Consider the following 18,006-nt stretch of genomic DNA (forward strand, 5'->3'; position numbering starts at 1 on the left):
GTTCACTTTATTACTTTCAGCACCGTATCTGCTCCACTTCCTCCTGCTGTTCTTGCATCGTTGACCCCGCTGGTGAAACCCTGCAGAACGTTTCCTGCGGTGACTCCTGCCCATGAAAGAATGACGATCCAGAACATCGGTAGCACGATGAACATCGTTGCCATTACAAAGTTCAGCAGCATGTCCCCGAACGAGTTGTTCAGTCCAAACAGCACATTGAAGTTGCCGCTCGATGCACCGCTACCGTAGAGCGCATCCAGGATGGTGCTGTCGATCCAGCGCGCCAGCTGGAACCAGAAGTCCACGAAGAACAGTGCGAATTGCACGCAGCTGGCGGTGACCAGAGTCTTGAGATCATAGGTGCCGATTACCAGCACCAGCGGCAGACAAATGACCAAGGCCATCTTCAGTAGAGAGAGCACCATCGGCAGTGCTTGGCGCACTACATCCATGGCCGGGAAGAACCCCAGTGATCCCACTGTCAGACCCAGATCGGCCGTGGCGCGGGTGATGATGTTGGAGATGCTTTTCTCGACCTGGCCGCCGTAGTCGTTGTAGACCTGCCCCTGATTCATCGCCTGCTGCCGAGGGGAGGCGATTGCACGAATCACCGCATCATCCACTTCAGAGCGAGGCAGAAAACCTGCCCAGCGCGATAGGCGGGTGAGCAAGTCTACGTCCACCTGCTGCAACAGGCGGGCTCGTAGACCTTGGTCACCGTCCGCCCACCATTGCTGACAACTGGGATACCCGCCACCGTCAGGTACCTGAGCCAATCCTGCGTCACGGTTGGCATCATAGGGCCAGGCGCTGCGCGGAGTACTGGAGCGGTATCGCTCATAAAAATCAGGGGTGTCGAGGAAGTAGCGCGAGCCGATCCAGCCGACATCATTCATCTGCTCTTCGCTCAAGTGCGGACGATCCATAAACATTCGTGCTCGGGCGCGGGCGTAGCAGTCGCGGGTGAAGTCGGCGACCTCCTGGGCCAGTAGCGGGTCGTCGATTCGTGCACCGTCGATGGCCATCCGCATCTGCCGCAAATCAACGCCACAGGGTATCGAGGCCACCGCAGCACCGGTCACCGCTTTGGATAGCGAATGCATGAAGAACCACCACACCGGCACCTCGGCGCTTTGGTTGTTGAGGGTGGTGAAGGCATTGTTCCAGCCGCTTTCACCGGGTGTAGCGACGCGCACCTGGCATTGCCGCGAGCGGCTCTCGTCGAACTGCAGCGTGCTCAAGTCAACCGGTACAAACGGGATGCCGGCGAACAGAATCACGACAATCGCCACCCAGACTCGGTTCTCGATCCGCATTGCCGAAAGCACACCCTTGTTGCCTTCGTCGGCGCCCTCCGTGCGGGCGCGCAACCATTCCTGCAGGATGATGGCGAGGAACGGCAAGGCGAACACACCGCTGGCGACCAATACCTCCCACAGGCCGTTGTTGACGATCCAACTCACCAGAGTCAGGTAATACTCTAGGTAGTCGGTAGTGGTCAGGGTCATGGGGCCTCCGGCCCGGACAGCGCGTTGCTGGCCTCCAGCAGCGCCAAGGCGGCAATGCCGGCCCATTCGGCACGGTGCAGGCGCTGGGTGGCTTCGGGCTGATGTTGCGACAGTCGAGCGCGCATCCAGCACCAGCTACAGATCAGCATGACGTACAGACACAGGCGCCAAATCAGCAGGCCCGTGGCGTGCTCATCCAGCCAGTGTCTCGGGGTCTGTGCATCGCCCAATAGTCGGATGGCGAGTATGTTGATCAGTATTCCGGTAAGTGTCAGGGCTGACGTCCACACTGCGATTCGCGCCACTGTAGAGAGACGTCTGATCCACGTCCCGCGCATGCTAGCGTCCTCCCTCTGTGGGGCGTTCGATCTGCTCGATTCGGTTGCGTTCCGGATCGCCCTGGTAGATGCCGCGCGAGCCTTCGACTCGTGATTGATTACGTCGCAAGATCTCGCTGGCGGTATTCGCGGCCAAGGTACGACGCAGTTCCAGTTCAGTTTTCAGGTTCTGGATTTCCAGGCTCAACAGCTCGCTTTCCTGGGTGACGGCTTGTTGCGCCAGCTCGTTGGCTGCGACGTTCGGCTCCTGGCGGCCGGTCAGCAGCGTGCGTTGCAGCAGTAAGGCTTTCTCGAGCACACTCGACAGCGCCGCTTCTGATGCCAGGCGCTTGCCCAGCAGATCTTGATCGGGCTCCTCACGTAAGGCTTCGATCAGTCCTCGCGTGACCGGTAATGCATTGCTACCGGCTGCCTCCAGGTTGGTCGGTGTAGTGGGAACGCGTTGGGTGATCAGATCCTGTAAGGCTCTGAGCTTGGACTCGTATTCTTCCTGGATCAGGGGCGTCAGACCGGTACCTGGAGTGCTGTCGGTCTTGCTGCAGCCATCACAGGTACGTTGCACCTGTTCACCCAACACTCGATTGGCCCAATCGGCGGCAGCCTGAGGTGAGGGCCAACTGAGGCAGCTCAGGCGATCGCTACAGTTTGCTCGGGGGATGGGTGAGGTATCCGTGACGCCACGGCCGTTCAGCAGGTTGTAGCCCGCGCGGGTCACGTCGCTGACTACCTTAATGGGCACCTGGCCGCTGCCGCCGGCTTGATCACCACCGACCCAAGGTACGCCCCGATTGCCGCGTCGGGCTTCGGTCTGCTCGATGGCAGCGACTGCGTCGGTTTTGTTGGTCGCTTCCTTCAGGGCCATGCCTTCGGCCAACTGGTCCCAACCCGACTGTCCACCGGCGATATCAGCCATGCGATTGGCGATGGCGCGGCAGGTCGACTTGGAGCGATCGAAGTCCAGTCGTGCTTGCAGAATGCCGTTTGTTAGCAGGTTGTACAGCCCAGGGTTGGCACGCTGGATGATCAAGGCGGGGAGGGAGGCGACAGCGTTGGTGGCGTTCTGGATCACGCTGCTCATGATCGACTGAAAGCCATTGGTGAGGCCATTGAGTTGGTTCTGTAGGGTTGTCTCCAGGCTCATATCGCCGCAGATCAGATTGCTTCTCCAGCCGGCACCGACACCCAGACTCTGCATATTGGCACCGGGTCCCATGGGTACTGCGCTGCCGCCACCAATGCTATAGAGCACATCGTCTCCGATCACACTGCCGCTGAAGCCCGCGCGGCTTTCACCGATCTCGGGCTGAGCCGGGGCCATTCCCCAAAGTAGAATTGAGCTGATCAGCAGCCAACGTAGATTTGAAGGGGACAGGATGACGTGAGGCAGCATGGGTTTCATGGCGGATCCTCACTGGCCAAAGTCACTGCTACCGAGAAAGATTTGCCCCTCAGGTTTGCAGCAGCGGTAAGGGCGCCAGAGCCCCCAGACGTAGGCGCCGTCATCCGCTTGGGGCAGGGCTCCTTGGTGTGGAAATACCACGCAAGTGGATGACAGAGCAGGCTGTAGCGCTTGCCACTTTCCGCTGCTTGCGTCGCCTTCCCGCAACTCCCCGGCCGGCCAGTAACCTGGGTAGGCCTTGGCCAGTAAAGGTAGATAGAGATGGGGTTGAGCGCTTCGAGTGACGATATCTCCGGCGCGTTGCACGATCACAGCTGCCGCTTTGTGGTCGTCGACCTGCTCCAGAAAGCCGCCGCGCGGATACACGCTGCCCCAGAGATCCCCCGCCAAGGGGCTGCCAATTTCACGCTGGCCCAGTATCAGCGCTTCGGGGTAGAGCATCTCCGGCAGGTTGTAGCGCCATGCGAGGGTATCGAGAGTACTCAATAGATAGGGCTGGAAGGGCACTCCGGCACCGGGACAGGTGTAACCGAACTGGCTGGCAAAACGGTTGAATAGCAAGGCCCCGGGATGGCCTATCACGTCCGCATTTTTGAACTTGGTGAGGTTGTTTTCGTGGGCTTGATTGATGGTGCCATCGCCGCCGCCCTGAGCGGTCGGATTGACAGGGCTCATCAGCGCCGCCTCGGCCCATGGGTTGGCGCCGGTATTTGAATAGCTCGATAGCACTGCATCGGGAATGTAGTGCCGCACCTTGGGCGAGGTTTTGATCTTGCAGCCAAAGGGCGTGCAGCGTAGCCAGTAGCAGAGGCCGATGATTCGGTATTCCAGACAGTCCGGTGATAGGTTTGAGCTGGCGAGCGTGGTAGTGTTGATGGCCAGCCCGTCGAGACTGGCTGTCGACAGGGCAAGTGAGAGCCCCGTCCTCAAAAGACGTGCCCACGGTCTACGGACAGTTAAAGGCTGCATGACGAGCACCGAAAAAGGAGATTTAGTCGGTGACAGTCGAACGGATCGGGCGGGCCGGTGCTATGCCAAAGGTGATAATCCCGATCACCGTATTTTTGTGTGAGAGCTATTGATGGTGGATTTCATCCAGCCGCTAAACGGTCAGCACTCCCACCGAAAAGGTGAGTAGGTGAAGTTTCGGGCTTGTAGTTACCCGGTGTCCGGCTACCGCCTACCACCAACTGCCCCATCGATTCATCTCGGCTGATCGAATTGTTTCATGCAGCTCCTTCATGAGTAGGTACAGATTGATGTGGCTTGTACGCTGCATCCGCTTGCGGCAGAAGCAACACTCGTGACAATTCACTTACAACCAAAAGCGGACTTGGTTCGATGGCTCTGGGCATCGTTCGATCTCGTACCGATCAGTGTCAGCCGTGCCTACCCTTATCACGACGAACACTACCCCTCGCAGCTCATCTCCCTTTCGTTCATACTAAACTGCCATCATCTAGTATCGGTTGCATAACGGCGTTGAGACATCTCACCCATTGAAGGGTTTTCAGGGACAGAGGAGAGGGAAATGGAGCCATGATTGAGCCCAGTTCGACCGCTGAGCAACAGGAAGTTGTGTCGAGTCAGATGGGACATGCCTACCGCGACGCTTTGCGTTTGTTATTCATCCTTGTACGAGGCAGTGCTTCCATCAAACCCACCAGCGATGGCTGGGACTGCGCGTTCTATGGTGAGAAAAGAGCACTGGCAATTGACTTCTGGATCCGCTACCCAGATTACCTTGCCGACCAGCTACTCAATGTCTATGCACGTACACAGGAAGCTGCCTTACTGGATGCGGCCAGACATATCTTCGACACAGATGAACCGGATGTCCGCATCGTGAAGATGATTCGTTGGCGGCGTGGCGCCTATGATGATCTCCAGCAATCTCTGTCCATCCTTGGATATCGTGGTCTTGCTAAGTCCATGAAGCGTAAGCTCGCGAACGGCATGTATCAGTATGAATACCTGACCGGACCGTTGGCCCGCAAATTTCTCCAGCAAGCACTCTCAGATCAACCCGAGCTTTCTTGGTATGAGACGCAAACCAGTCTTGCGTTGCTGGTTGCCCAAGATAAGAGCGGTAGCGCGCTGAAAGATATTCACTACGCAGACGATGACTATGCCTCTACTCCTTATGGTGCGGTCATCCCCTCTATCAAAAGCCGTGTGCTTCAACGCATGAGCGGCATTCTTGAAGAACAAAGCGTATGACTGACAAGAAAGATGGCATGACCGTCGCGGATTGGCATCAAGCTATTGCCCAAAAAGCCAAATCCACACCAGAAGCAGTAGCGACTGCACTCGACAACTTGAACATCCGTCCCAAGCCCGTTCTTCCTCGGGTGCGCACGCTGAACCTGGTGTCGGTACGAATGGAAGGGGTCAAGCATGAAAAACAGCAGCAAACGCCCTTCACTTTCGAGTGGTCTGGCCTTAGTGGCGGCCTTTGGGCACTTCTTTCAGAGGGGAACTCGAAAGGTAAATCGAGCACACTTGCAGCGGTCAGAGCTGCTTTACAAGGGCGCTTTCCAGGGAAGATCAAGCGCGATGTTTGGAGCTGGATAGAAGGCCTCCGGGTGGAGTTTGAGATCGACGGTATCCCCTACATCACTTCGCTACGCAAGCAGGCAGGCGAGACAGACGAAACCGTCGCACAAGCATCGCTGATTCGGCTGAGCGACGGCACCGAACTCTCCCTCTACGAGGGCACCGCGGGTGAAGAACTGAGCGAAGCCATAGAGGCGGTGTTTATGGATGAGCTCGGCTTTGATCGTTTTCAAGCCTTTCGATCAGCCAAAGCGACTGTGGTTGAACACGGTTGGTCCTCGATGTCCTCTGCGCTATTCATCGCTGGACCTGGATCCGCCGTTTTCGGCGATCACACAGAGGACGGACTGCCTATACGCCTGATCCAAATGTTTATCGGTTTACCTTGGATATCGACATACACGGCCATCTCGACAGCACACAAGCGCCTGAAGAGTGAGCACGAAAAGGCAAAAGGTACCAACGCGGCCGAGACGTTAAAGGTTCGAGCCCGACTGTCTGAGCTCGAAACTCAGAAGAAGGACAAGCAGACCCAACTTGCGGCGCTGCCCAACCGGAACAAAATGCGGGCTGAAATTAGCACATTGGATCAGCAACTGGCCGCATCGCAAGCCACTGTCATTACGTGTCGGAGCGAGCTGAACATTGCGCAAACCGTGGTCAATGAATCCTCGGTTGCTTACCTCGACGCTCGCCGTGTTTTGCAGCAAGCCAAAGACGACTTGGCCGCGGGGTACGTTTTCAGGAAGCTGAAACCAGCGTGCTGTCCTGCCTGTGAAGCCTCTTTCAAACCAGGGCGGTTTACTGAAGCGACCACTCAGATTTGTGGCTTATGTGGGAATGTCGATGCTGACCAGGACTCGTCTGACACGGATGGCCTGGCTCATCTAGATGCGGCTGTAGCAGACTCAGCCCAAGTGCGTGAAAGCGCAGCGCAAGCGTTGAAATACGCACAATCAAAGCTCCAGGATGCAGAAGGCAGTCGCGATACGGTTCAGCAATGCCTGTCCGAGATCTCAGTAATGCTCTCAGTCAACGATGAGTCCGAGCAACTGTCACGCGAAATCGTTGGACTTGAAGCACGAATCGAGGAGTTGGGTGCGATGCTTGCTGGGTCTGGCGAGACAACCTTCGATGAAAATGAAGCTTTGCGCCTGCTCAGTGCCGCCGAGGCAGTGACCAAAAGTGCGATGGAGTCGCTTCAAGCAGAAATCATGAAAGAGGTAGGCGATCAGATCTTCAATCTGGCCGAGCGGTTCGGCGTTCGCAACCTAGAGGAGTTTTCGTTTAAAGCTCATCGAATGGATTTACGCCAAGGTGGCGTTAATGTCACGTTTACCGGTTTGAATACGGGGGAGAATCTTCGCATACGTGTTGCGGCAGCACTGGCCACTCTTCAGGTTGCTCGATCGCGTGGTTATGGTCGGCATCCGGGTCTTCTTATCTTGGATTCACCTGCTGCATCGGAAATGAGCGTTGCAGATTTCGCGGCTTTGATTGAAGCGGTGGGTAAAACTGTGGAAGAGATACCAGGCATCCAAGTCATTGTCGGTGCTCTTGCACGCCCAGAGCTCGACTCAGTGATACCTTCGGATAGACGCAGAGTGGCTCTCGGCAGCGATACGCTCTTTTAGGGATTAAGGGATGAGCTATCTGTCACGAAGCATCATTGACGCGTTACGCAGGGAGCAAAAGGTCGAGTTGAATGCGCTGTCTGAACTCGAGCTTCGTGAGATATCAACTGAGCTCGCGGATACTCCAGAAAGCGCGGCATATTTCTATGCGCTTGTCGACGCGGGAACGCCGAGCGCAAGGACTGTTTCAACCGATTTGATCCGCGAGGCCTGCGATCCTGGAGTGCTGATCGAGATTGTCCGGCGTTTGGCTTCCTTGGCTGGGGCGGATGAAAAGTTTGTGCGCGACTTGCAGAGGGCCTTTCTTGATCATACCGGTCGGCAGGAGTGGTATCCGGGTACCCGGGTTCAGTCGTTGTTGGGGGCCTTGTACCTCTCACAGGGACGTCCTGCTCTTCTGCGCAAGCTTCAAGCATATCTCTTGGAAGTCGAGCATAGTGATGACGCCGACTACTTGCGGCATGTTGCTAGAGTGAATGGCTTGATCCTGGCTCACGTTCACGACAATGACCTATTGGTGGCACTGCGTGACCTCGCCAGCGTTCCGGAGGCGGAAGATGAGGCTTCGTTTGCTCTGGGCCTGCTTGCACTATCGGACGGTTTAGACGCGCAAGATCATGAAACAGCGGTGGAAGCATTCCATCGAGCGCGTGACTTCATGGGGCATGCTTTAGCAATGAGCGAGGAGCGCCAGGATGCAGCACTCTATTACCGCTGCATCTGTGTTCTTCTGGATTTTCAAACAGGTAGCCTCCATGAGCATCTTCCGACTAAGTTGGCCGAGATTCGCAAAAATGCTTTCGGCTACTCTGCGACGCTGATGCCGTCAGATCGCCTTCTCGAACGCAGTAGTTGGCTTGGTGCTGCGTCGATTGAAGCTTTGCGTTGGGCGGAGCTTGGGACTCGACTCGCAACGCTCGACATGAGCTTGCTCAAGAACGCATGGCTGCACGCGGCCTTTGTGATCGAAGAAGAGCTCCTACGGGTCTACCAAGCGAGCATGTCCATTTTTCAACGTGGTCAGGCAGGAGGTATAGAGGCGCTCGTAAGACCTCGTATTGTCGGCACTATTCAAGCGAATACTTTTCAGTTGGCAGTACTCGACCAGTGGTTGTCCGAGAACAAGGGTTCATTGTCTGCAACTGCTGTAGGTGCGATGCGCGATGAAATCAACGTGGCAATGGCAGCTAGCCTTCACCGAAATCCTCATGATGCGGTAGTGGCACCGGCCACCGCTGCCGCGATCATTCAGAAGGCCGGCATTCCTAATGCGATTGCCCAGAGCGCAGGAGGAGTACTTGAAGCAGCCATGGCAGCAGTGCAGCTTCAGCGGATTGAGCCTATAGCTACCGAGGTGTTTGAGCAGCTCCACAACGAGCTTGTAAGTAACCGGGACTATCACGGTCATGCGCAAGAATTTTTCATTCAGATCCTCTATCACACGATCTCATTTGTGGCTTCGCGAGAGAGTCTCACCCACACTGCGGTCACAGGGATTGACTATCTGTTCAATCGCAGTGTTGATCAGCCCCCCCTAGAGGCCGATTTACACAAAGATTACTATGGGTTCCTTCAAGCCACGCCGCTTAGAGAGCTTGCTCAACGGGAGGTGAACGATGTAGCCAATGGTAGGGTCGACGTTCACTTCGCCCGCGATGGAATTAAGACAGTGGCCGAGCTGAAAAAGACAGACGGCGACGCTTCACTAGATGGCTTGGTCGAGCAATTCGGGTTGCAAGCGACAGCCTATCAACGCATCAACGTGACTTTCTGCATTCTCATGGTCCTAGACCTGGTCGATCGGGGAGGGGGAAGTGACCACCTTCGCAACCTTGTAGGTGTGTATAAGAGAAAGCCTAACAGCGGGGACATGACTTATTCGGTTGTGGCCTTCCGAATACAGGGTCGAAGAAAATCTCCCTCTCGGTTGAATTGAGCATCGTTCCAGGAACCATGTGACCTAGTCGTGACATTGGTCTGATAGCGTAAAGCGGAAGCAATTCCTCTACGGCAGAAACTGTTGGATGACATCCAACGGTTTATCGATGTATATGGTTGCAGGTTTGTCGCGGTCGTTCGTGAGATGCTGCAAAACTATAAGATAGACTAAAGATATCGGGCGGTTTGGACTAGGCCCCCGATCAGGTGTCGTTGATTTTGATGAGTTGATGAAGATCAATCCCCCGCGTCCGATCGATCTCCGTTGCTACCTGAAAGGCCGCCTCCAGCTCACTGATCCCCTTTTCCTGCATCAAGCGGTGCCGCTGATGTTTCTCTTCCGGTTCGGTCATGGCCATCGCTAGATACAAGCTCGGTGGCACGGCACGAAACAATACCTCCATCGACTTGGACAAAATCACTCCTTCGGAATACTTGCCTGCTTCCTTGCGCGCCGAACGCATTAGCGCTTTTTGTGCGGGAGTCAGGACACGGAAGCGGGCGATTTTTTCCACTTCATCGGGGGGCATCGACAGGCAAATCCACCACTCGATCATATTGAGCATCGGTTCGGCGGCCTTGGGCAGATCGTCCATATTCTGCGTGGCCAGCCAGAACCACAGCCCGAGCTTGCGCCACATTTTTGTAATCTTGACCACATAGGGTGCCAGCAGCGGATTCTTGGTGATGATATGACCCTCGTCGGTGACATTGATGATGGGCCGGCCGAGCATCTGGTCGCGCTCGGCGATGTTGTTAACGGTGTTGATCAGCGAGATATAGGCAATCGAGAGCTGGGCGTTGTAGCCCTCACGGGCGTAGGTTCCCAGGTCCACCAGGGTTACGTCGGCCTCGGGCCAGGGTGTTCCGTCTCGGTTGAACAGCTCACCGTCGCTGCCCTGGCAGAACAGGTCCATGGCATCAGCCATTTCCAGCAGGCGTATCCGGCGTGATTCGGGCAGGCTCAGATCCTGACCGGTGGTGCGCAGGGCGTTGCGCACATCCTCGGTTAGCACCGTGCGGCATTGGGCTGCACAGAGGTAGGCGGCGTCCAGGATGCTCTGGCGGATCAGGCTGCGATCGGCGCGGGTCAGGCGTTGTTCTTCTTTCTCCTCACCGCCGGTGATCATCAGCCGGGCGGTGATTTCCAACTCGCCCAGGACATCGCGCTCGTCCTCCTGGTTGGCCTTGTCTTCATCGTCGAGGGCATCGGCGTCCAGGGTCTTGACCCGGTTGGGGGCATCCATCAGGAGGTGAGCGCTGGCGAAGGGGGCGAGGCTGACCCCGGAGCCAGGGGCGAGTTTGAGGCGGTGCACGCTCAAGCCCAGGCGCTGAGCGAAGTCGGAAAACAGGCCGAAGCTATTGCCGGCCTCGACGATAAAAAGTTTCGGGCGGTAGATCGCGGTGACTTGATTGAGCAGATTGTTCAGGGTGGCGGACTTGCCCGAGCCGGTCGGACCGAACAGGAACAGATGAGCGTTCATCTGCCGATCCAGACGGTTCAGTGGATCGAACGTGATGAGCCCGCCGCCACGATTGAAAAAGGTAATGCCGGGGTGGCCGGTACCTTCACTACGACCCCATACCGGTGCCAGGTTGGCCACGTGCTGGGCGAATATCAGTTGGGTGTACCACTGGTGTTTGTCGAGGTCCGGATTGAACACGCACGGTAGCCAACGCAGGTAGCTGTTGAGTGGCGCCACCTCATCTTCTTCGCGCACCGGTTGCAGGCCCGCATTGAGTAGGGCGTTGGTCAGTTGGAGGCCACGTGCGTCGAGTTCCTGCAGGTTGTCGCCGCGTAGGTAGAATGCCAGTGACCCACGATAGAGTTTGTGCGAGCGGCCAATCAGGCTACGCGCCTGTTCGACATCCTCGCGGGTCTGCTGTGAGTCCAGGGTATCGCCCACAGATTTGTGACTCAGGTGATTGAGCTGCGCTTCCAGCCGATCCTGTGGGGTGATGATCAGGGTGAGACACAGCACCGTGCTTTCCGGCAGTTGGTCGAACACAGCGTTGAGCGCGTCGCCACCCTTGCTACTTTCTCCGGTCAGATGGCCGATACCCGGTGGGCTGCGTAAGCGGTCCAGGGTGATGACTCGATGTGGCAGATCGTCCAGCCACCACACGCCGTGCTCGGTGTCTGAGCGTGGCTGGCGGAAGAACAGACGCTGGGTGAAGTCGGTCCCACTGGCCAGCTCCAACTCAGTGGCCTCTGGGGCTTGCGGCAAACCGACCAGTTGATAGAAGCGCTGTTGCGCGGCTGGGTCGCTGCCCAGCCAATTCGGGGCGGGATTGAACCAGCGCAGCAACCAACCATGGATGGCTGCCGCGTCCATACGCCGGGCCTGGATGCCAGCATTGGCCAAGCCTCCCGAAAGGCGCTCGCACACCACCTTCAGGGCCGCTTCCGGTGAGCGTTCATGGCGAAGCGACGTGCGCTGGGTCCGTCGGTAAACCACCATCCGCGTGCGCCGTTGTCGGCCGCGCCAGGGCAGGTGGCTGACGGTGTTGTCCTCGAACAGACCTCCGGGTTTGCTGACGGCGTTCAGGTGGTGTGCGATGGAGTGCAAGTAGAACTCGGTGAAGGCACTGCCCTGGGCTCTGGGCTGCACGTAGTCGCGCAGCCCTTGCAGGTAGGGGAGCCAGTCGGTTTCGTCCTGGGCGTAGAGCTGGATGACCCAGGGCTGCTGATCCAGTTCGTCGAAGCTGTCCTGTAAGGCATTTTCCAGAGCATCGCGCACTTCCCGTAGCCACTCGGCTTCACGGCCTTCGGTACCGATGGTGCTCAACTCGAAAAAGGCTGCCACCGACTGACCGTCATCAAGCAACAGACTTTGCGAGCCGGGCAGATACTCGACCCAGGGCAGCAGGTCGACGAAGGCGGGCGGGGCGGCATACAGGAGCTTTTCGTCAGCCCGGGTTGCCGGTCTACGGTTGGAGTCACGTCCGGGCGCGGGGATGCCCAGTCCGCGTAGCCGCGCCCGGTAGCGTTGCCAGGCATCGCCCGGCTGGCGATGCTTGCGGTTCATCAGTGGTCCTCAATCCGTTCGCCGGGCAGGGCGTATTGCACGCGTTGATACAGTGGGAACACCGTGCTGTAACCGGGCACCGGTACTGGATCGCTGCCGGCTAAGTGTGGGAAGACGTACATCACCAAATCAGGGTTGGGGAGGCGGTGGAACTGGCGGTAGATCTCAGTCTGAGCGGTGCGGGTGTAGATGGTTTGATTGACCCGCAGTTGATCGACGGACTCCAGTGGTCGTCGCAGCGTCTGTCGGGCGTCGAGCAGGCGACGTATCAATGGCCCGTCGTCGCCATGGCCGACAGCCTGCTGGTTCCAGACGTCCAGCATGGTGCTGTCGCCATGGGGCAGCAGCTTTTCTGGATCGGTCGCGCAACCACCGACCAGCAACAAGGCTGACAAGATCCCCAGGCTAGTCCAGTTCAACGACATGGCGGCTATCTCCTCGGTTGTGATCGACCCGGCGTCCGATTGGGTTGTAATCGACATTGATCGCCCGCTCGATATGTACCGCGACCCGGGCGCCGGGCTGCACATACACGGCGGCGAAGGCCTGGCCGTAGAGTTTGTTGACCCACTGCGCCATTTCCTGCACGCCACCTGCGAGAATCCGACCCAGTGCCTCGTTGGTGGTAATGCCCACTGTGCCCAGCGGATTGCCGGGGCTCATATAGGTCGTGCTGTTGTTGCCTTGGATCAGTGCTGCCGCACCGGCTCCGGCGGCGGTGATCAGCGCTTGCGAACCGAGGTACTGCTGGGCATTGCTGCGTCGTTCGCCGGTCACGCAGGGGATACCGTAAGGGTCGCTGATCCAGCCCAGGCCCTGACGGTTGTCGCCACTGCTTTGGGTGTCGTCGTCCGCTTCCTGTTTGGAGCCTTTCGACGGCACGGTGCGCACCGTGCCGTTGCGGAACACAAAGGTCAGCGAGCGGATTTGCCCTCGTACGCAGGACAGTGTCCAATCCCCCGACGCGGTACCGCTGACCACGGCACCCGCGACCTCCGGCAGGTCGATGCCATTGGCAGTGAGGTTGTCCGAGCCGATCAGCACTTTGAACGGGTAGGGGTCATTGACCGTGCCATCCACCGGTACTCGACCGATCAGCGCGGTCATCGCTACCGAGCCCATCAGAGTGGCATTGGCGGGGACGGTGTAGACCGGTTGCAGCGCTGTTTTGCTTTGCAGCGTTTTACCGGTTGCATCAAGCCGGGCAACGGTGTCTTCCAAGGGCTTTTGTGCTGGACCGAAAGAGCTGGGAAAGCTCAGCGGCTTGCGTGATTTGGCACCAGGATCGCGGCCATCCTGGGGTTCGATCCAGATCAGCCGATCCCGGAGCAGATCCTGCCCGTCGCCATCCTCCAACCCCAGGCCAAGGGGGAGATCAGTATTACCGAGGGATTCCAGACGCTGTTGCAGCTCCTGCAGCAGTTGGTGCGTTTGGCGCTGGGATTCACTTGCCTGCTCGCGTTCGTTCTGCAGAGCACTTTGCACCCGTTGTTCAATGGTGCCCTCACGCTGACGCAAACGCTCGTTTTCGGCCTTCTCCCGCTGGTTGCCCTTCACCGCGTTCTGCAATTCACCGCGCAGTTGTTTGACCTGGCCCACCAGCGTGGCCACGGTGTCGCGTGGGGTATCGCCTTCGATACCCAGGGCCTGCATTTCCTCACGGCTGAGGGGCTCGACCGTGTTATCGCTGGTGTTCTCACGAGACGGTCCGGTCAGCTTTGACCCGACGTAGAGCAGCAGGGCGATCAGGGGGAGCATCAGCCACTTGAGCAAGCCATTACTCTTCATCACCGCTGCTCCGGGGTAGGTTCATTGTGACGTCTACCGGGCTGATCGTGGGCAGCAGTGATTCAACCAAGCCGTGATTGCGAGTGACCAGGTACAGCACAGTGGTGTCGGTGGACTCGCCCTTTGGTCCGAGGTCGGGGTGCTGATAGGTGGCACTGACAAAATCTCCCTGCAAGCGACGTGGATCGAGAGCCAGCCAATGCGGCGAGGTATTGCGTAGGCGCACCGCAGTGACCCACAGATCCTCCAGCCGCCAGGAGGCCAGCGCTCGATAGGCCAGGGGCAGTTCTGGCATCAAGGTGTCCAGCACCAGATCGTCGCGCAGCGGTACCGCTCTCAGGCCGGGTACCGGTTCGACGGTGCGCAACGGCGCATACAGGCTTTGTGCGGCGTAGCGGGTCAGGGCCACCGGCAATGGAGTGGATGGGACGGACTGAGTAGCTGGGCTGTCGTCGGTGCTGTCGGGAGGCATACGCACTGCTTCGACAATCCGCATCGCTTCCAGCGGCGGGTCCCCGGTCTTGTTTGGTTCCGCAGCAATGTCCAACAGGATCAGCGTGCCATCGTCGGCGTCTTGCAGTTGCAAACGACTGGGCGCAATGGGTTCGCTGGCCAACAGATACAGTGCACCCCCGGCGCTTTGCACTCGTAGTTTGCCTTGCAGCGAGGAGGGCATACCGACGCGGACATTGCGCTCGATAAACACCACCCGTTCCTCACCGACACGCAACGGCACCGCCAGCGGCATGCGCTCCCAGCGCAGGATCTCCACGGCGTTCACCAGTGGGGTTGTCAGCAGGAGCAGGGTGCTCCACAGGAGTCGTTTCATGAGGAAGGTTCCTTGTGCTCGTCATCGACTGCACGTCCAATGCGCTGCGGTGCCTGGCTGTAGCAGTCCAGGGCCAAGCCGAAAGGATTGCGTTCCGGGTCGATGTCCTGGCGCACCACTTTCAGCGAGTAACGCACCAGGGCGCGCTTGACCTGTTCGGCGCTGTGGTACTCGTCGGCGGTCAGGTCGAGGCTGACAATCCAATCGTCGTCGGACACTACCTTGATCCGCGCCATCGGGTTGTCGCCGTAGCCGCGGCCGGGAATTTCGTAGACCCCGCGCACCCGATGGCGCAGCTCACCGCTGTCTTGCCGGCGGTTGGCATCCTGTTGCAGGAACAGTTGGCAGGCTGGTGTCAGGTACGCCGACAGCATCCGGATATTGCGGGGGTAGTCATCCTCGCCATTGTTCGGCCAGCGGTTGAGCTGCTGGAAGATGTAGAAGGCAAAGGCATATACGGTTGAGGGCGGCACCTCCCACCATTTGTGCATACTGCCGGAACGGAGGTCTGGCGGGATATGGATCGTCAGGTCACGTGGCGCGCTCCACCAACCGATCGCCAGCAATATCGACACGAGCAACAACCCTGTGCTGCCCAGGCGTAAGGTACGCACATGGGCCTGCAAGTGCGTGATCTCGTTCTTGAAGCGGCTCATGACTGACTCCGGCGAATGCCCCAGGCACCGGAGTGCAGAATCAGGCCTCCGCCACCCAGGTGATGCGCCAAAAATGGGTAGCGACGGCATAGCTTCCATTGCAGTTGCCGATACAACCAGGCATCCGGCCGCCCGCGCTTTTGCCTACGCAGCAGCGAACCGCCGAAGAACACCCCGCTGGCTATCGTGACCAGCACCAGCGTTGGGACCATTGCCACACTGCTGGTGAGCCAGGCCAGTGGCAACCCAGCCAGCAAACCCAATGCCGCGCTGATCTCCGTACAGATCCACAACTCATCTGCGGTCAGGCCACGTACCACCACCGGTTGTCGGTTCAGGCGATGGGGTAAAAAGGTCAGGGTCTGATCCTGTCGCGATTCATTGTGCATGCTCGCCTCCTACAAGATCCCGGTGGCCTTGGTCAGCAGCCAGATGCCGACCACAAGCAGCAGCGCGCCCACGGCCACGGTCAGGCCAAACTGGCCCCAGGTCTTGCGTCCAGCGTGGATCTCCGAATAGGTGGTGTAGGCGTGGTAGCAGACGCCAACAAACATCGAGGCGATTACCAGCAGAGCCACCAGCATCACGATGTCGTAGCCGTAGTTCTGTAGAGTTTGCAGAATGCCGTTGCCGGTACCCCGCGACGGATCCTCCAGCGATGGCAGCGCACCCTGTGCCCGCTCAAGCGGCAATAGCAGCGCCAATGCATACAGCGAGGCGCCGAATACCGCGGCGAATACAGTGGGAGTAGACAAGGCTTGATCGGAGTGCTTCATGGCTGACTTGCTCATGACAGCAGGAAGTAAGTCAGCGCCACATACATTGCGGCGAAACGCACCGCCACGCCGAGCAACTGGCGTTGGGTCAGCTTGTGCTCGGCCCAGCCGACATACGCTGTGCGAAGCGCCCATACACCCCAGACCAGTAGCACCGCGAATACCACGCCCACCAGCAGCGACGAACTGGCTCCTGGTGTGAAGCCGCCATGGGCCAGGAATGCAGTGCTTTGTTCAGCGCTCAGACTCACGGGGCACCTCCGTTTCTTGGCGATAGTCTCCAGGCAGTGGCACTGGGTCACGTGGTTGTGCTCGCTGCGGGCTCAGGTAGTCATGGATGCCCTGACGCATGCGCTGCAGGTCGTCTCGGAAGCGGGTGTAGTCGAAGTGGTAACGTGAAGTCTCGTCATAGGAGAAATGGTCACCTTCCTCGGCCAGTCGTTCGATCAGGTTGAATTGGCGTAGCAGGGTAGCCAGACGCTCAGCTTCTGAGGCCTGTGCAGGGGAGAGTGCAAGGAGCGGCACGATCAGCAGGATGCCCTGTAGCGCGTGGTGGAATGGCGCCTGAATGAACATTGGTTGGTTCCATGGAAGGGCGAGCCACAATGATTTAGCGCCTGGCGTCTGTTTGCTTGGGGGAATGCGAAACGTTTGCTTACCAGATTTCCACCCGATCAGAGAGTTTGTCGTTGAACCTCATACGTTTACTCAGTGAATATTGAATGGCAGCGTCTTACCCGTTCGGTGGCGGTGAGGTTTCTTACCGAGCGTGAGGTGAGTCATCCCTTTGATGTGGAATTGATCTGCTATGGAAGATCTGGCCAACAAAGTCATTCCGCTTGTACAGCTATTGATTCCTGGGTTCGTGGTCACCACCATTTTCTACTGGTTGTCTGAATCACCTAAGCCAGGGCAGTTTGAGCGGACCATTCAGGCATTGATCGGGACGGGGGTGATCAGCCTCATTGTCTCGGGTATCGAATGGCTTCTTAAATATGTGGGAGGCCATGGAGTCGTTTGGGGGGCTTGGAGTACCACCGTAGAAAGCGCCTGGGCAATAGGGCTGGCCATTTTGATCGGGTTTGGTCTGGCATTTGCGGCGAATCATGACTCCCTTTATCAGGTCGCGAGAAGGCTCGGTTTTACATCCAGAGCCTCCTACAAAGAGTGGATCTATGCGTTTCGTAAATTCCCAGGGAGGGCCGTGGTGCTCAATTTCTTGGATGGTCGAAGGTTGTTCGGCTACCCTCTTGTCTGGCCAACCGACCCCAAGGAAGGGCATTTTCTGATGCAATTTCCTGCCTGGATCGCCGACAATGATTACGTTGAAAGTCCAGGGGTAGAGTTTCTTCTGGTTTGTAACGCAGACGTCTATTTCGTGGAAATTTTAAACAGTCCGGAGGAGTCGATATGACAAATCAGAAGCATCCAACGAGTGGCGGTAGGAGAGTCCACGTTAATGACGGGATGAATGTCAATCCGCCTGCGCCAACGAACGTCCGTCCTGCCATCGTGCCAAAGGCTCCGCCGCCAGCGCCAAAGAAACGCTGATGCT

General features: G+C 58.0%; 17 protein-coding genes. 4 read left to right on the plus strand and 13 right to left on the minus strand.

Annotated features, from left to right (window positions below; translation table 11 throughout):
* Nucleotides 1–2: 2 nt before the first annotated feature.
* Genes NUH87_RS30520 through NUH87_RS30535 form a run of 4 tightly spaced genes read right to left on the minus strand, consistent with a single transcriptional unit; the run spans nt 3 to nt 4,214 of the window.
* Nucleotides 3–1,508 carry a conjugal transfer protein TraG N-terminal domain-containing protein gene (locus tag NUH87_RS30520; protein WP_338523985.1) on the minus strand — a complete coding sequence of 502 codons (1,506 nt, stop codon included), beginning with the start codon at nt 1,506–1,508 and terminating at the stop codon, nt 3–5.
* Nucleotides 1,505–1,798, minus strand: a complete 294-nt coding sequence (locus tag NUH87_RS30525; protein WP_338523986.1) for a hypothetical protein — start codon at nt 1,796–1,798, stop codon at nt 1,505–1,507. Before NUH87_RS30525 ends, NUH87_RS30520 begins: the two co-directional genes overlap by 4 nt.
* 49 nt (nt 1,799–1,847) lie before the next feature.
* Nucleotides 1,848–3,236 (minus strand): integrating conjugative element protein, encoded by a 1,389-nt coding sequence (locus NUH87_RS30530; RefSeq protein WP_422393965.1) that lies wholly within the window; start codon nt 3,234–3,236, stop codon nt 1,848–1,850.
* 18 nt (nt 3,237–3,254) lie between these two features.
* Nucleotides 3,255–4,214: a TIGR03756 family integrating conjugative element protein gene (locus NUH87_RS30535; RefSeq protein WP_338523987.1), complete on the minus strand. Its 960-nt coding sequence runs from the start codon at nt 4,212–4,214 to the stop codon at nt 3,255–3,257.
* Between the two features lie 570 nt (nt 4,215–4,784).
* On the opposite strand from NUH87_RS30535, the gene NUH87_RS30540 reads away from it, so the two are divergent.
* The 3 genes from NUH87_RS30540 to NUH87_RS30550 are packed head-to-tail and all read left to right on the plus strand — an operon-like array spanning nt 4,785 to nt 9,371.
* A complete protein-coding gene (locus NUH87_RS30540) occupies nt 4,785–5,465 on the plus strand; it encodes a hypothetical protein (RefSeq protein WP_338523988.1) in 681 nt (226 codons plus the stop codon).
* The gene (locus NUH87_RS30545) at nt 5,462–7,435 is read left to right on the plus strand and encodes a hypothetical protein (RefSeq protein ID WP_338523989.1); all 1,974 of its coding nucleotides are present in this window, start codon (nt 5,462–5,464) and stop codon (nt 7,433–7,435) included. The genes NUH87_RS30540 and NUH87_RS30545 overlap by 4 nt, the downstream gene beginning before the upstream one ends.
* Nucleotides 7,436–7,445: 10 nt before the next feature.
* A complete protein-coding gene (locus NUH87_RS30550) occupies nt 7,446–9,371 on the plus strand; it encodes a hypothetical protein (protein WP_338523990.1) in 1,926 nt (641 codons plus the stop codon).
* 205 nt (nt 9,372–9,576) lie between these two features.
* On the opposite strand, the gene NUH87_RS30555 is transcribed toward NUH87_RS30550, so the two are convergent.
* The 9 genes from NUH87_RS30555 to NUH87_RS30595 all read right to left on the minus strand — a co-directional run bounded on the left by NUH87_RS30555 (nt 9,577) and on the right by NUH87_RS30595 (nt 17,027).
* On the minus strand, nt 9,577–12,402 hold the full coding sequence (locus NUH87_RS30555; RefSeq protein WP_338523991.1) for a conjugative transfer ATPase: 2,826 nt from the start codon (nt 12,400–12,402) through the stop codon (nt 9,577–9,579).
* On the minus strand, nt 12,402–12,827 hold the full coding sequence (locus tag NUH87_RS30560; RefSeq protein WP_338523992.1) for a TIGR03751 family conjugal transfer lipoprotein: 426 nt from the start codon (nt 12,825–12,827) through the stop codon (nt 12,402–12,404). Before NUH87_RS30560 ends, NUH87_RS30555 begins: the two co-directional genes overlap by 1 nt.
* Nucleotides 12,808–14,190: a TIGR03752 family integrating conjugative element protein gene (locus tag NUH87_RS30565; RefSeq protein WP_338523993.1), complete on the minus strand. Its 1,383-nt coding sequence runs from the start codon at nt 14,188–14,190 to the stop codon at nt 12,808–12,810. Before NUH87_RS30565 ends, NUH87_RS30560 begins: the two co-directional genes overlap by 20 nt.
* Nucleotides 14,180–15,019, minus strand: a complete 840-nt coding sequence (locus tag NUH87_RS30570) for a TIGR03749 family integrating conjugative element protein (protein WP_338523994.1) — start codon at nt 15,017–15,019, stop codon at nt 14,180–14,182. The genes NUH87_RS30565 and NUH87_RS30570 overlap by 11 nt, the downstream gene beginning before the upstream one ends.
* A complete protein-coding gene (locus NUH87_RS30575; RefSeq protein WP_338523995.1) occupies nt 15,016–15,675 on the minus strand; it encodes a PFL_4703 family integrating conjugative element protein in 660 nt (219 codons plus the stop codon). The genes NUH87_RS30570 and NUH87_RS30575 overlap by 4 nt, the downstream gene beginning before the upstream one ends.
* Nucleotides 15,672–16,064: a TIGR03750 family conjugal transfer protein gene (locus NUH87_RS30580; RefSeq protein WP_338523996.1), complete on the minus strand. Its 393-nt coding sequence runs from the start codon at nt 16,062–16,064 to the stop codon at nt 15,672–15,674. Before NUH87_RS30580 ends, NUH87_RS30575 begins: the two co-directional genes overlap by 4 nt.
* A 9-nt stretch (nt 16,065–16,073) precedes the next feature.
* Nucleotides 16,074–16,388 (minus strand): TIGR03745 family integrating conjugative element membrane protein, encoded by a 315-nt coding sequence (locus tag NUH87_RS30585; RefSeq protein WP_338527005.1) that lies wholly within the window; start codon nt 16,386–16,388, stop codon nt 16,074–16,076.
* A 74-nt stretch (nt 16,389–16,462) separates the two neighbouring features.
* Complete coding sequence (locus NUH87_RS30590; RefSeq protein WP_338527008.1) at nt 16,463–16,696, minus strand: TIGR03758 family integrating conjugative element protein; 234 nt, start codon at nt 16,694–16,696, stop codon at nt 16,463–16,465.
* The gene (locus tag NUH87_RS30595) at nt 16,686–17,027 is read right to left on the minus strand and encodes an RAQPRD family integrative conjugative element protein (protein WP_338523997.1); all 342 of its coding nucleotides are present in this window, start codon (nt 17,025–17,027) and stop codon (nt 16,686–16,688) included. The genes NUH87_RS30590 and NUH87_RS30595 overlap by 11 nt, the downstream gene beginning before the upstream one ends.
* A 232-nt stretch (nt 17,028–17,259) precedes the next feature.
* On the opposite strand from NUH87_RS30595, the gene NUH87_RS30600 reads away from it, so the two are divergent.
* Nucleotides 17,260–17,865: a DUF6338 family protein gene (locus tag NUH87_RS30600; RefSeq protein WP_338523998.1), complete on the plus strand. Its 606-nt coding sequence runs from the start codon at nt 17,260–17,262 to the stop codon at nt 17,863–17,865.
* Nucleotides 17,866–18,006 lie beyond the last annotated feature (141 nt).

The sequence above is a fragment of the Pseudomonas batumici genome, from assembly GCF_036585405.1.
GTDB classification, from domain to species: Bacteria; Pseudomonadota; Gammaproteobacteria; order Pseudomonadales; family Pseudomonadaceae; genus Aquipseudomonas; species Aquipseudomonas batumici.